The organism is Candidatus Neomarinimicrobiota bacterium (genome assembly GCA_021157965.1).
Classification (GTDB): Bacteria; Fidelibacterota; Fidelibacteria; order Fidelibacterales; family Fidelibacteraceae; genus Fidelibacter.
Genome location: JAGGVO010000016.1, coordinates 1 through 15,067, shown reverse-complemented (window position 1 = coordinate 15,067; position 15,067 = coordinate 1). Strand labels below are relative to the sequence as shown.

Annotated in this window: 8 protein-coding genes; all 8 read right to left on the bottom strand. The window is 45.0% G+C overall.

The window, feature by feature from the left end; all coding sequences use genetic code 11:
- On the bottom strand, nucleotides 1–1,928 hold a 1,928-nt coding region (locus J7K63_02280; protein MCD6233852.1), incomplete at its 3' end, for an alpha-amylase.
- Nucleotides 1,929–1,949: 21 nt separating this feature from the next.
- The gene (locus J7K63_02275) at nucleotides 1,950–2,753 is read right to left on the bottom strand and encodes a TrmB family transcriptional regulator (GenBank protein MCD6233851.1); all 804 of its coding nucleotides are present in this window, start codon (nucleotides 2,751–2,753) and stop codon (nucleotides 1,950–1,952) included.
- 75 nt (nucleotides 2,754–2,828) lie between these two features.
- Nucleotides 2,829–4,646: a sodium:solute symporter gene (locus J7K63_02270; GenBank protein ID MCD6233850.1), complete on the bottom strand. Its 1,818-nt coding sequence runs from the start codon at nucleotides 4,644–4,646 to the stop codon at nucleotides 2,829–2,831.
- Between the two features lie 15 nt (nucleotides 4,647–4,661).
- Nucleotides 4,662–6,023, bottom strand: a complete 1,362-nt coding sequence (locus J7K63_02265; protein MCD6233849.1) for a peptidylprolyl isomerase — start codon at nucleotides 6,021–6,023, stop codon at nucleotides 4,662–4,664.
- Between the two features lie 61 nt (nucleotides 6,024–6,084).
- The gene (locus J7K63_02260; protein ID MCD6233848.1) at nucleotides 6,085–7,098 is read right to left on the bottom strand and encodes a PorV/PorQ family protein; all 1,014 of its coding nucleotides are present in this window, start codon (nucleotides 7,096–7,098) and stop codon (nucleotides 6,085–6,087) included.
- Between the two features lie 20 nt (nucleotides 7,099–7,118).
- A complete protein-coding gene (locus J7K63_02255; GenBank protein MCD6233847.1) occupies nucleotides 7,119–10,211 on the bottom strand; it encodes a hypothetical protein in 3,093 nt (1,030 codons plus the stop codon).
- A 9-nt stretch (nucleotides 10,212–10,220) separates the two neighbouring features.
- A complete protein-coding gene (locus tag J7K63_02250) occupies nucleotides 10,221–14,093 on the bottom strand; it encodes a hypothetical protein (protein ID MCD6233846.1) in 3,873 nt (1,290 codons plus the stop codon).
- A 7-nt stretch (nucleotides 14,094–14,100) separates the two neighbouring features.
- Nucleotides 14,101–15,067, bottom strand: a 967-nt coding sequence (locus J7K63_02245; GenBank protein MCD6233845.1) for a TonB-dependent receptor, incomplete at its 5' end; no start/stop codon positions are given.

Below are 15,067 nucleotides of genomic sequence, written 5' to 3'. Positions count from 1 at the left end.
TTTCCCCAGAGCATAAACCCGTTATGGGCCAGGACTGTTTCTTCATCGTTATCGGCAAAGTGTTCAAGAATCAAAATGGCATCCGATTTAACAGATCGTATATGGGCCGCATACTCACCCAGAATGTCAATACGGCTTTGATCATACCGGCTCCACATATCCATATCATCTCCTGAATAGGTCTGGGTGAATCCTTTGGACAGGTCAAAGCGGTATCCGTCAACATGATATTCCTCAATCCAGTGTGTCGTAATCTCCTTCATCAACGCTTTGGTGTAAGGACTCTCATGATTGAAATCGTACCCCACGCTCATAGGATGGGGAGCAATCACATTGAACCAGGGATTATCAGCCAGCGGGGCTCCGAAATCCCCCTCGTTGTAAAGGCGGACAAAGGGGCAATCGCCATAGGCATGGTTGAGGGCAATATCCAGAATGACAGCGATTCCCGCTCCGTGGCAGGAGTCGATAAAAGCCTTCAGATCATTTTCTGTTCCGTAAACCTTATCCGGGGCAAAGAAAAAGGTGGGATTGTATCCCCAGCTGTCGTTTCCGGCAAATTCAATAACCGGCATCAATTGTATTGCATTGACACCCAGCTTTTTCAGATAAGACAGGCTGTCTGTCAGGGACTTGTAGGAACGATCCTCCAGAAAATCCCGTACCAGCAATTCATAGATCACCAGATCTGTTTGGGGTGGAACTGAGTAGGGTTCATTCTGCCATTTGTATTTTTCCTGAAAAGGTTGAAAGACTGAGACAATATGTTCGGCTTTCCCCTTCGGATAAGGTTTCAGATCTGGATAGTTCTCCCTGGGGATATAAGGGTCTCCCCCTTCATCGAGAATTTTCACGGCATAGGGATCGGCAACACGGATTTCCCCATCCACAAAATACTGGAAGGCATATTCCTGTTCGGGATTCAGGGAATTCACCACCAACCAGAACCATGTTTTATCCCCCTCGCTCGATTTGTTCATAAGATATGCATCATCCACCTTCCAGTCGTTAAAATCCCCCAGAAGATAGACAAAGCTCTTGTTGGGTGCCATTAATGAAAAGAGTGCGCTGTTGGCGTCAAGAGAAAATACACCGTTCCTAACTTCAGAGGGTTTGGTTATCATTTGTGGGGCGGGATCCACAATCAGTGTGAACGAAAGGGTATCTGAAACACCTTCGGTGGACAGGGAGACACATTGTATGTAATTCCGGCCTTTCCAGGCGGTGGGAACCGGATAATGCAGGCTCAGGGTATCCTGTATAGTTAAAAACAATCTCTCCCCGTTTCGAAGTACAATCAGCGAATCGGCATCAACCCCCAGAGCAGCTGCCGTAAAAAGGACAGAGAGGGTGTCGGCACTGTTTAAAAAGAGAGGATTGCGGTCAGGATCTCCATATTTATCCCGGTCTTTCGGTTCGATAAGAACAGAAGTGAGTCCTGCTTTATACAGGGGCAGAAAGATATCCTTATCTTCGGAATCTCTTCCAACAAGTGACCCATCCTGGTTTCGGAAGACAAAGGCTAATTTGAGAATTTGCTCCTCTTCTGGCACCTGATAATAGTCAGCCGGGTATCCGATTACCAGTTTATACAGATTTGTCTCAAGGCGTTCCAGACGGTTTTTTACCTGATTGGCATCCGACCCCTCGCCGGGCCAGGGGGTCACGACGTATTTCCAGTCTGACGGGCTGTTGCTTTTATCCGTAATCACTCCTGTATGGGCATAGAGGGTGTCGTCACTTCCTGCAAGTGCCCCGTTACCCTGATCAGCATGATAATAGACAATGATAGAATCAACTTGGGTTGGAAACGAAGGTTCGGATGTGACGGGATTTCCCAATAAAAGCAATGGAATAAAGAAAATAAAAGCGAGAATTCTGGTCAGTATAATAATTTGAGTAGAACAGACTTTCTTTCTTTTTTTCATATCGGCAGGTTTTTCCGGATACTATTTTTTATGAAGCAGTCCTTCAAGACCGTTCAGGTGACCATTCATCATATCGGTTACCGATTCGGAGACATTGATTTCACGTCGTTGTCCAAAGAGAGTAATATCCAGAATAATATAATTGATAGCGATGGATATGATTGCTTCGTTATTGGTCCAGGCAGCTCTTTGGGGGTAGCGTTTATCCGATTCTCCCATCAGTACTTCCTGCTTATCCGTCACGAGAACGATTTTATGGTTCCAGTTCTGCTCCAGAAGTTTTTCCTCAATATTATAGGAGTAAAAATATGTGTGCTTCATCGGGAGGGGATTAAAGGAGAAGATAATAACTTTAACATCCCGTTTCAGAGCATCTTTTATATCATTTTTCAGGACTTCAATTTCGGATCCCCAGGCAGAAATATAGACGGTTTTTTTTGCCTTACGAATCAATTCACGTGCTTTTTGCATAATTGTGGAATACCCACTGATATTCCAGAGGTGTCCTGTATGTCCTTCTTCGGAGAATTCTTCCAGATCGTGTTTCAGGGATTCAATATTATGATGGAACTGGTTATCCAGCATGGAAATCAGCTGATCCGGCGGCAGAGGAACATATTTTTTGGGTTTGTCATGAACAATTCCGGCTACACCGGCTTTTTCCAGTTTACGCAGTACATCATAAATGACGCTTCTGGGAACACCCGATTCCTGGGCAACCTCGTAGCCGCTGGCCGGGCTTATTTTCAGCAGGGCCAGATATGCTTTGGATTCATAGACAGTGAAGCCCAGGGTATTCAGTTTTTTTAACAGTTCTTCATGCATGTGAGTTTTTTCTTATAGGGAGGAATGGTGTAGAATACATTTCCATTCCTCCCGGTTAAAGTATTTTAATTGAATCTATTTCATCTTGTTGCGCCGCGGAATACGGGGTTTTTCAGACAGGTGGCGGAACCAGTTAAAATAGAGGCCGGTACTTAAAACAATAAGGAGCAGCAGGAGGATAACAAACTGGTTCCAGACTTTAAAAATCAGATTCATCATAAACATAAAGAGGACAATCTGCCAGGGAACGGCAATGAAGGTAGAAACGATATCCCGTTTATTTTCCTTGTCAATTTTTTCAACTTCTTTCTCGGGAAGATTCTTTTTAAAGCGTTTCCAGAACCCGAAAGGGCGGGTCCGGTTGTAAAAATCCTGCAGAACCGCATCATCTGTGGGTTTTGTCAGCAAGGTTCCAATGATTGTCCCGAGGAATGATATGGTTGAAGCAAAAAGGAAAGAAAAGTACTCGGGAGTTGCCTGAGGTGAAAAGGCTTTCCATAGGATAGCCGCCAGCATACCGGCAGCCATGCCGATGGCGTATCCGAAACCGTTCAGGCGCCACCAGTACCAGCGGATCAACTGGGGAATGATAAGACCGGCTCCCATGCTCATGGTAATCCAGGCCCAGATCTCATTAACATTCTTGATGATTAACATAAGTCCTAATCCAACAACAACAATCAGAATGGAGGACCACCGGCTTTGTTTCATCAGTTTATCATGATCCGCTTCCGGATTGATATAGACCTGATAGATATCTTTCACCCAATAGGCAGCTCCAGCATTTACCGTGGAATCGAAGGTTGACATGGCTGCAGCCATCAGGCCGGCAATCATAAATCCCTTAATACCCACCGGCAAGGTATTAACAACAATCGGCAGAACCATTTCCGGATCTGTAATCTGGCTCCCCAGGGATATCCCCCAAACGGCTAATGCACCAATGAAAGGCCAGCGAAAACTGAGGAGAAAAGTCCAAAAGAGAGATAAATATCCGGCTTCCTTATCGTTCTTGGCAGAATAATAGCGTTGAATCATGTAGTTTCCGGTTCCGCCACTTCCTTCAATGATCGTTTTAAAAATGTAAAACATTGTAAGCAGACCAAACAGATTATACATGGAATAATCACTGTTCGGATGAATATTCAGTTTCCATCTTGGAAGCAGGTTAGCCCATTCCGAAAAGGTGGTGGGAAAGCTGGCGAAGGTCCCGTCTTTCATGGGCATGGTGACGGAAAAGGTTTCAGGCACATTCAGGGACATGGCTTTAACGACGATGTACATGATAGCCCCAAAAATAAGAATTCCCTGAAAGACATCAGTCCATACAACCCCATAGAGACCTGAAGCAACGGTATAGATCATCGCCAGGATAATGAGGATTGTAGCAGCCCAGAATGCACCGGGGAGGCCGGCAAATGAAGGAATTCCAAGAAATTCGTCCAGAAATTTACCACCGCCGATGGCAAAATAGGTAACCATGGCAATCGTACCGATAATACTGACAATAGCTGTAATGGTTCGCGCAAGTTTTCCCTCCTTGTCATTCCCGAAACGGACACTCATCCATTCCGCCATGGTCATTACACCGGCCCGCCGATTCCATTTCCCCATAAAAATCATAAGAAAAGCCATGATCAGGGTAACCCCACCCCGAATTTCAATATAAAACCCCCGTGCTCCGATGGCATAAACCAGGGCAACAATAATCATGGTTCCGCTGATATCCAGATTTGAGGACATCCCCGATGCTCCCAGTGCCCACCAGGGAAGGTTACGGTTCCCCAGAAAATAGGAATCAATTCCCTGTTCCGCTTTCCGTTGCATCATCAGTCCCACGAAAATCATGGCTGCGAGATAAACAAAAACAATCGCATAATCAAGTGCCAGCATAATGTAATCCTCTATTTATTTCATGTTATCATAATGCGTATAAATTTTATCCATATCCGTCCAGACACGGGCATTATCCCTTAAATCCAGATATGTTTGATGAATAAGGGTATTTTTAACTTCCCGGGAATACCGGTTCATTTCATCTTCATTTAAACCGGGCGGGTAATGGATGGTCATCGTATCGGTAAGGGAAGTAACAAATTGTCTGCTCAGCCAGTCTTTGCGCCGCACACCTATTTTCATTTGCACCGTTTCAAGCTCTTCCAGTCCCCGTTCAAGCCCCATTTGATACACCAGTTCATCCCGCACGGCAAAAAGAACGGCCTGTGAGGGATTTCTGTATAGAAGCGCTAAAGGAACCCTTTTCAGAAGGGGAAGTATATCTATTAAAGAAATATAATCATCATCCATGTAGATAACCGGTTTATCCCAGATATCCTGGGACCTGTTCAGAACTTCCCGGACAAGGGCTTCGGAGGGATAAGCCTGAATATTATTGGCAAGACTTTTTCCTGTGATACGGCTGGACTTGATGAGATGGCTCAAAGCCTGGACACCCAAAATATCAGGCCTTATTTTCCTCTTTTGTACAAGAGAAGCATAAAAACCGGAGAGAAACTTCTCTTTTTTTACCCGGCGAATTTTATTTTTGATTCGGTCACGGTTTACCTGAAAATCATCTTCCGAAGGAAGCATGTCTGTTTGCACCGATTCAACAGACAAGATGTGCCAGCCAAAGGATGTTTTAAACGGTTTGGATACCTTTCCGGGCTCTGTTTGAAAGACCATTTCTTCAAATTCAGGGATCATATCACCAAAGGTGATGAATCCAAGATATCCTCCATGATTTGCCAGAAATGTATCCTGAAATGCTTGTTGTGAGAGAGTGTAAAAAGTTTCCTGCCCGGACAGGATTTCCTGATACCAGGAGCGAATCAGGGCCGAATCAGGAGAAAAGAGATGACGGACTTCCCGGTATTCAAGACTTTTCCGGTAGGCATCGCGTACTTCTTCTTCGGATAAATTTTCAAGGGAATCATCGATCATAATCCGGATCATCTCATCGATTACAGCCTCTCGCTTAGCCTCTGCCATTTCATCTCTTAAAGCCAGCGGATCATGAATTCCCAATTCTTCCTGATGTTGGGCAAAAAGGACGTTACGGATCATCCTGCCGGCATGATAATTCAACACATCCTTTTCTAAGGGATTTTTCATAAACCAGATTTGAGGTGTGAAGGTATAAACAAATTCCTCAACCGTGATGACTTCGCCATTAATGCGGGCAAAAACCTCTTCTTTCGGGTTTTTTTGTGATTGGCACCCGAGAAATATGATAACGCTGAAGCATGTGATATAAATTCTTTTAATCATAACGATAACATGAAACAGGGTGAGTACCCGTTCACCCTGTCTGCAATTGTCATTTCCTGTGTCAGAAATATAAAATCACGGAAAAATACTGTGGTGGTGAAAGATATTTCATGCTCTGATATGCATAATCGATAAGAACTTCACCCTGGGTTCCGTAGAAAAGGCGAACCCCACCGCCAAATGTAAGTCCGCTTTCATTATCCTTTTGTGCCAGATCTTTATAGCCGCCCCGGACATAAAATCTTTCCAGGAAAGAGAACTCGGCTCCCAAATTCAGGCTGGGGGTATTGTCATTTGGATAGAGAGCATCGGCTGCAATCCGGACTTTAAAAGGATCTTTATCCAGAACGGTCATAGATACACCGGCCCTGAAAAAGACAGGCAGATTGTATTTATCCGTTAAAAGAACCGCATTGACTTCCGGGTTGGAGTCATAGCTGTCGTCGATGTCGTGATTAACATAGAGGCCTTTTCCATCCATCTGCATTTTGGTGCCGAAATTGGAAAAACTCATGCCGATTTGTGTTTCCTTAAAATCCAGTTTATACAGGGTTCCCAGATCAAAGGCGACTCCCGAAGCCTGTTGGATATCGATTTTTTGGGCAATGTATTTAACCGTTCCACCGATAGAAAATTTATCACTCATCTGCATGGCATAGTGAAGGTTAACCACAAAATCATAGGATTCAAATTTTGTCCCGTCGCCTTCCTGATTTTCAATAGTTGTCCGTTCCATGGATCCGTAATTCAGGTAGGTTGAACTCAGACCGAATGTGCCGGAATATCCAAGTTTATAAGTAAAGGCAAAGTATTGATACGATATATCGGCAAACCAGTTTGTATGACTGAACAGGAGTCCGTTTTTTTCCAGATTTGCTGCACCGGCTACATTCCAGTAGAGGGCTGAAGGGTCATCAGCCACAGCACTGAAAGCACCGCCTGTTGCCAGGGCTCTGGCACCCTGTCCAATTCCCAGAAACTGTGCTGCTGTCGTTGCCACTTTCGACTGTGCAGCCATAAGTGGATTGCCTATCAAAAGAATTACAATGAGAAATACCGTTAATGAATTTTTCATAATCATATCCTCTGTTCACGTTATCTTATAATTGCGAATTTTCCGGTTTTGGTTCCATGCTCACCGGCATCCAGATAATAGAGATAAACACCGTAAGCAATTTTTCGTCCGTCTTTATTCCTCAAATCCCAGAAAACGGTTCCATCTTCAAGGGATCCATCATGGATTAGTTCTTTCACAAAAGCACCACTGATAGAATAAATCCGGATTTTACTTCCCAAGGGAACATGAATAAACCGTATTCCGTCTTCGTGTCCTCCGTACTCATCCTTAAAGGTATAAAACGAAGCAATCCCGTATGGATTGGGGACAACTTTTACACGCTCCAGACTGTTTTTAACAGAATCTTCATTCACAAAAGCCTGTTCCATGCTAAATTCAAAAACATCCTCTTTTCGGAATGGCTTTTTGGTCCTGATGATCAGCTCATCTTCAGGTGTAATGGGATAGTATTCCAGTATGGAGATGTAGGATATTTTCAGCGTGGCACTGTCAGTGCTTTCAGGATACCAAACCAGAGCCAGGGAATCTTCTTCCGCCAGAATCAGTGAATCAATATGCACTTCCTGCCAGCCGGCATCCCGGGTTATAGTAAAGGGTTTTACCAAATTTCCCGATTTCGATTCAAAAGCCATGTTAATATCCCCTTCATCCGCTTGAACTAAAAAGTAGGATCTGTAATATCCCGGCTCCAAATGGTACCGGCGCCAATAGTAAAGGGGATTATTGTTGTAAGTGACGATACGGGTCATCTTGATGGCCCGATTACCCATGATGATCGGGGGTCTTCCTGCAATGCGTGCTTCTGTTTGGACTGCCGTTGTATCGCCGGTCCAATAACCCCTTCCACCAATCTGCTCATTCTGAAGGGAAATCACATTCTTACCCTGAGATTCCATTTTTACCGACCAGGTCGGCCTGTAAATATCAGCCCCGCTGTAATTCACCGTGTCTTCATAAAATAGATAAATAATAAAATTATTATAAGTGTTGGCAATTTGGGAAAAACCTGTCTCGACTTTTTTTCCGGTTACCAGATCTTGGACCAGATATTTCACGGGATGGACGTCCAGTTTATCGAAGGTGGATGTGAATTCGATGCTGCTGTCCACGGTATCTGCATAGAAGGTGATTTTATAATCTGTGGGATAGGGACGGCCGGAAAAGTTGGGAGTTGTTGAAAAAACAAGATTGGGTCGCTTGAAAGCATCCACTGATATCCATTCCGTACTGTCTTCCCAGATTGTAACGGTTGACTCGTTCTTAACATTCAGGCGAAATCCTTCCACAACGGGCGTAATCCGGTTGAATTGAGTGGAATTTTCGATCAGGGTGTCGCCTGTTGTAGTGTTGAGGAGTGAGAAATCCCAGGTGTAGGGAATGACTCTTTTGTATGGGGAACCGGTAATGGACGGGTCCACAATATTGGTATCACGGGTATCTCTGAACACCAGACGATAAAGATGCTTGTCAGTAATTTTCACCGGATCCATAATTTCAAGGGAAATTTTACTTGTTCCCGGTCCCTGCACATGGGGCAGTGTATTTCCTCCTCCTACCATTTTTGCCGGTTCATAGGCTGCAGCTTTGGAGTTGGGTACAACTGTTACAACGTTATCAGACATTTCCAGGGTTCCGTTGATGGGATCGTACTCGGTTGTAAACTTTGATTCTGCGGGGAAAATATTGTAAAGAGTATCACCTGAATCAAAGGTAGTGATTGCGTAAAAATAGCGTTTCCCATTCACCACTTCCTGATCCACCCAGGAGTATTTCAAACCGCTGTTCTCACCAAGATAATAGGAAATACCGCCTTCACCGTAAATACTGGGAATATACTCCCCTTTTATAAGGTCAATGACGGTACCGGACGGGGATTCCAGGAAAATATCCAGCATATACACCCAGTCGTGTCTCATGTCCAATGTCATTTCCATGGAAGAAACCGTTCCAGACGATCCTATATTCAATGTATCCCGAATCGTTGTAACAAATTCATCACCAAAATAGCGGTTTCCCCGGATTGTGACATTGTCAACATAGACTGATACAGTATCATTGGATATGACCCGGATAAAAAATTCCCCAAAGAGGTAATCGGGATGAAGCGTGATTGTTTGATTGTATTTGAATCGATTCCCGCCAGGTTTTGAGGTTGAAAATTTCACCGGTTTCATTTCCTCTGACGTAGACTGGGATAATCCGGATGCGACGGCGTAATATTGCCTGAAGCCCACCTCAGCCGTGGCATTACTATCCAGATAAATATCCGCCGAAAGGGTATACTGTGAGTTTTTAACCATATAGGGAATACGCTGATAAATTTCAATGGAATCGAGTTTTGAAGTCACATATTTATTCCGAAGCAGGACCTGTGCCGCATATTTGCCTTCGGTAACATAGAGGGATGAATCGGTTTTAATATAGAATGCGTTGGTATCCACAGCCTGCCAGTGGGTTGGATTAAAAACATCCCATGTTTCAAAGGAACCGTTGGACTGGAGCGTCAGATGGTCAACAGAACCTGTTCGTTTGACACCGTTCAGGGTTAAATCCCATTTTTTCAGGACACCCATCTTGGTATCGGCATAATTGTCCCGGATTGTCAATATCCAGTCACCCTTCAAAGACTCTCCATTCAGAGTTGAAAAAGGCTCATAAGGGCGGATATCTGGAAAGAAGGGTGGCAGTGATTCTGTCATTGGATTTTCACTCTCGTCAGTAAGTACCAGCGGCATTTTAATCCCGAAATTTCCCGTAAAGAGGTCTTCGTGGGAATTTATTTTATCGAAAACAACCTCCGGTTTGTAATAGACGGGATTCCCATGGACATCCGTAATAGTGTAGACATCTTTAAAATCATGATGTTCACTTTTATAAATCCGGTATCCTTCAAAATCATTCCATTTTTCCGGAGACGAGGGATAAAGCATTTGCCTGACTGTATCGATGTGATTTTCCGCTTCGGTTCCCCAGTAAAGTGTTACTTTTCCATTTCCCGGAACGGCATTCAGGCCGGGAGAATCCGGTGGCACGGGGTGGATTGACTGGGCCCACAGAGCGGCATACAGGGTTATAATAATAATGGCTGTTGCTATTGTAAAACGCTTCATCTTCATTCCTTATTTTATCACAGCAAATTTGCCGGTATATGTTTTATCGGAGAATGGAATTGAGACCTGAAAAATATATATACCATAGGCGATTTCAATTTCGTCTTTAGACCGTAAATCCCAGAAAATCCGGTCTGAGATTCCGCCATCCTGTTTTAGCACCTGAACCAGATCGCCCCGGACTGTATATATTCGGATTGTGGCGTTTTGCGGTACATTGATAAAAGCGATTCTCCGGTCTCCCCTGCCGACCAGCGAGCTGGCAGCCGCAGCAGAACCACGGAATTCCCAGCTGGCAGCCGCGTAATACGGGTTGGGAACCACTTTCACCCGGTCAAGGGATTCTTCCGCCTGTTCTTCATGCACTACAGGCCCCTGTACAGAAAAGTGAAAGATATCCTCTTTTGTAAAGGGACGCTTGAAATGAAAGGCATACTCATCATTCGACACGGAAGAAATATCTCCTGAGAAGCTGATTTCCCAGGTGGGATAATTGATGCCATTGTCAAGCTGCCGAAGAATTATGATTTTATCATCCTGTGAAAGCCCGGCAGGTACCTGATCATCATAAGCAAATTTCAGAGGATACGGTGACCCTGTATTCAACAAACTGATGGTAAAATCTGTTGTGGATGCCGGATAAACATCATAGGCTGTGGACTGGCCGCTGACTCCGGTCATAAAAACAAATGCATCTCCATTTCGATATCCGCCGGAAGCCTGACGGATATTAACGGGAACAGTTGCCGCGCCATTCCAGCCGCTGTTTTCAGGATCCGGTTCAATTACCCAGTCATTTTCAAAAAGAATTTCGAGTCCCAGTTCATTGAACGGCAGACGATATGCCGTTGCCGGTTGCCATAGTGTTGGCAAATCGGGTTTGTTCATCGCTGTTCCAATTTCCGGCAACAGGGATTGAGGCAGCATCACCTGTTCCTGTAGCGAAACCAGTGTATCGGGGACAGAGGTTGTCACATCAATCAAATACCAGCCCGTTGTGATTTGGGTGAGAGCTTCTGCGGGATCCAGGGCATTATAGTCGGGTTCACCGTCATCAGGATATTGATTTCTGTTGATATCATCAACAGAATCTGCCGGTGTTTCAAACCAGTTTCCGTTGTTATCATACAGGTCATGTGAAGTATCCACAAAACGGATTTCAAGCTCACGGGTCTGCCCGTTCCACGCATCCGGCAGCATAGAGGAATTAATCACATTCACCCGGACATTGCCGGAAGCGGTCCCTTGTGAATGAGTTACCGACCCGGTAATATGTCCGGGTTCGTAGCCGGATACATAGCCTCCGGGACGGATTACAACCACATTGGTCCCTAAATTCCAGGAACTACCGGAGTAGACAGCCCGTTTGGAACATTCCGCAGGTGGAATACCCAGATGGCTTCCGCCACGGTCATAGGAAACAACGGCATAGACGTACATCTTTCCGTTTTCAACAGTTGTATCTGTCCAGCTATGGGTAATCCCCTTGTTTTCTTCAAGACCGTTATCATCATCACCCAGGTAAAATGAAATACCGCCGGAAATGTTGAGATCTCCCACATAATTTCCTTTGATATTGTTCACTAAGTCGAACTGAACCATGGGTTTATAAAACTGTTTATTTCCGTAGGCATTTGTAATTGTGTTGATATCGTTGAAACCTTCAACCGTAGCCCTGTAAATCCGGTATCCTTCGAAGTCGTACCCCAGCCAGGGATCCAGGGAATATTCTGCCAGATCATCCCAGTAGAGGGTCACCTGCTCATCCCCGGGAACCGCTTTCACCATTGGAGTTTCAGGGGGACGGGTAAAGTTGTAGTTTTCGTCATATATTTGCTGGGCAACCTGTTTGTTTTTATACATTTCCGCTTCATCATTCCCGTAGACCAGGCCGAGGGAAAAGCGTTCTGTTTGTCCTTTCCGGATGGGGAAATATCCCGCTCCGTAAATAAAATCACCATCCACCGGTTCCAGACTGATTTCATCATAGTTACCCGGCTGCATCCGGTTCCACAAACCGCCCGGACTGCTGATATCCCAGTTATAATCATCATTCATCCGGACTTTGCCAGGCGGTGTAAAATAGTTGAAAGACGTCAGACCGATCTGATCTGATTCATCAATATCCGTGGCATCCAGATTGGGTTCGCCCGGTGTGGGTAAACCGTCCCCTTCGCCTTCATCACGGGTACCGGGTTTGCCGTCCGCTCCCACATCATCAGTCGCCGGATCCCAGTCACCATCATTATCAATGCCGTCATCCCGGGATTCATCGATCATCAGGTTATCCAAACCCGCCCCGGTGAAATAATCTATATACCTCAAGGGCGGTTTGGGGGTGACTTCCGCCCTCAGGGGTTTGATGCGGTATAAGTAGTGGGCATTGTAGTTTTCATCAATTAAACCATCAAAATCATCATCAATAAGATTGCCAATGATTTCTTCGTAATTCACCCCCGGGTTTATTGTCATGCTTCGTCCCTGAGTAGTAACCGTCAGGGGAAGTTCTTCAATGATTTTGACTTCCCGTTCATAAGTTTCCCCGTCAATCAGAACAATCTGATCACCGATATCAAAAGTGACCGGATCGAAATCCTCTTCGGTAAACTGGGGAGCCGGCGCTGTATGTTTTTGAAAATCCCCATCATTATCAATGCCGTCGTAAGGGTTCCCCGGAGATTCCAGGTATGCATATCCAACGTATCCTACAGGTCCGTCGAAACAGGGTGAGTAGGCCGGCGGGGCATCCCAGCTGTAGCACATATTCTCTTCCATATCGAAATAAGAAAGATCATCCTGAGCATCGATGTGATCATTACAACGTCCTCCGCTCAGGGTCCCCACAACCATACCAAAACTGGCTTTATTGTAATCCCAGTCCGAAAAATTTTCAATTTCATACAGCCAGAAAATCATGTCCTGCGCCATGAAATGGGCCCATTGCATGGCCCGGACCTTAACACGCAAACCTAAGCCGAAGCGTGATGTGTTTGTACTGTCAGGAAGAAAAACCAGTTGACCGGTCCCGTTTTTCTCGTAATTGAATTCAAAATCACTGGCATCATCCATATAGAAAAAGGTTTCTTCATCGGCGGTGGATATCCCCCGGCCAAAATATCCGTTCCATTCAGGGATTCCGTTCACATCCACCCAGTCCGGGTGATCAGGCCAAAACCATGGCCAGGTATCAGGCTTTCCGTCACCGTCCAGATCGAGATCAGTTGCCAGGGGGACATAATCCTGATTGGGATCGGCAAATCCGGGGAGAGGTTCAAAAGTCCAGGACATGTTTGAAGCACCTCCGGGGCCGTCTGTTGCTCCTCTCGGCCCGTCATTGGTCCCAACATAATACACTGTGTCCTGATATATAAGATGCATCAGTGAATCAGGATAAATATTTAAGGACTTGCAACTGTAAAAATAGCGGCTCACATTGTAATCGATTCCCTTTATTCTGATAGTATTGGGTGTAATGACTTTCACCGTATCCTTATTCGCATTCAAATATGTCTGAGCATCGATAATTTCATATTCCACACCATCCAGGACAGCTATTGAATTTTCATCAATTTCCGCTTTCTTTTCCCATTTCCGGGGAAGTTCAACGCCAACCAGTATGGACACGTCGCCGATGTAGCTGTTCCCGCTGCCGATGGGCCATTCCCCTTCCGGCGAACTTCCGGTAATATCTCCACCGACAACGCCGTAATTGTAGAAAAGAGTACGTACCTTATTTCCGGCAATAATCCCCGATTTCCGGGCTGTACGATCCCCCATGAGATGATCCAGTGAATTTTCTTCTGCAGGAAGAACCGTTGTCAGTCCCAGAAGAACAATAAGAACAATAAGAAGGAAAAAACGCTTTTTACTTGAATATTTCATAGTATTCTCACAAATCAAATTGAACACCAGCAACGACACGTCTCGGATGACTGAAATCGGTGGGCTGTATCAGATGCTCCCTGAGATCGTTAATCATTTTACTGGCTTGTGTTTCACTGTATTTATTTTCCAGGGTCGTATAAGTGGCACGTCCCGTATCGTCAAAAACATTATATTCATTCATCGTATCGAACAAATTGCTGACTCTGACATAGAGATTAAAATTTATTCCTGCAAAATTCAGAGTTTTGTCAAATCGCATATCAACATTTGTTTTTGCCGGTTTGACACCTGTATTGGCAATTTGCGTCAGCTGAACCAGCTCAAGATTTCCAATGGTATAAGGCATCCCTGTAGACCATTTGGCAATAATTCCCACATTCCAGTTTCCCGGGACACCGATATTGGTGGTGACATTCAGGGTGTGCCGCTGATCGTGTCCCAGGGGAATCAGTTGTTTCTCAGGGGTCATGTTATTATTGATGGCGTTGTATGCCGCGTTCCGGTCCACCGAAACCCCTTCTGCCACCTGATAGGTATAATCCAGAAAGGCACTGAAATAGTTTGAATACCTTTTTTCCAGCGAGATTGTAATTCCTTTGATTTCAGCATAGTCGTTATTGCTGTAAATGGAATACATGGTACCTTGCTGATAGGTCTCAATAATTTTATCCCCGCTCTGTAGATTTCGGATATCCCGGTAAAAAATGTCCAATTGGAGTTTTATATCATTGGAAATCTGCTGCTGCAGCCCGATTTCATACTGATTGGTCCGTTCAGGTTTCAGATCGGCATTTCCCATTTCACCCTGGAGCCCCGTACCGGTTCCCATCTGATATAGGGGGTTTTTATAGAGTTTATCCATCAGGGGCATCTGAAGGAATTGACCGAAGGAAACATGGATGGAACCCCGGTCCGATATGGGATATCCGAATCCGATCCGGGGAGATATCTGGTACTTTCCTTCCACATCC

What these genes read in the sequence shown, in the direction of transcription:
- J7K63_02255 (MCD6233847.1), bottom strand. Translation starts at nt 10,211, where the DNA reads ATGAAGCGTTTTACAATAGCAACAGCCATTATTATTATAACCCTGTAT.
- J7K63_02265 (MCD6233849.1), bottom strand. Translation starts at nt 6,023, where the DNA reads ATGATTAAAAGAATTTATATCACATGCTTCAGCGTTATCATATTTCTC.
- J7K63_02260 (MCD6233848.1), bottom strand. Translation starts at nt 7,098, where the DNA reads ATGAAAAATTCATTAACGGTATTTCTCATTGTAATTCTTTTGATAGGC.
- J7K63_02275 (MCD6233851.1), bottom strand. Translation starts at nt 2,753, where the DNA reads ATGCATGAAGAACTGTTAAAAAAACTGAATACCCTGGGCTTCACTGTC.
- J7K63_02250 (MCD6233846.1), bottom strand. Translation starts at nt 14,093, where the DNA reads ATGAAATATTCAAGTAAAAAGCGTTTTTTCCTTCTTATTGTTCTTATT.
- J7K63_02270 (MCD6233850.1), bottom strand. Translation starts at nt 4,646, where the DNA reads ATGCTGGCACTTGATTATGCGATTGTTTTTGTTTATCTCGCAGCCATG.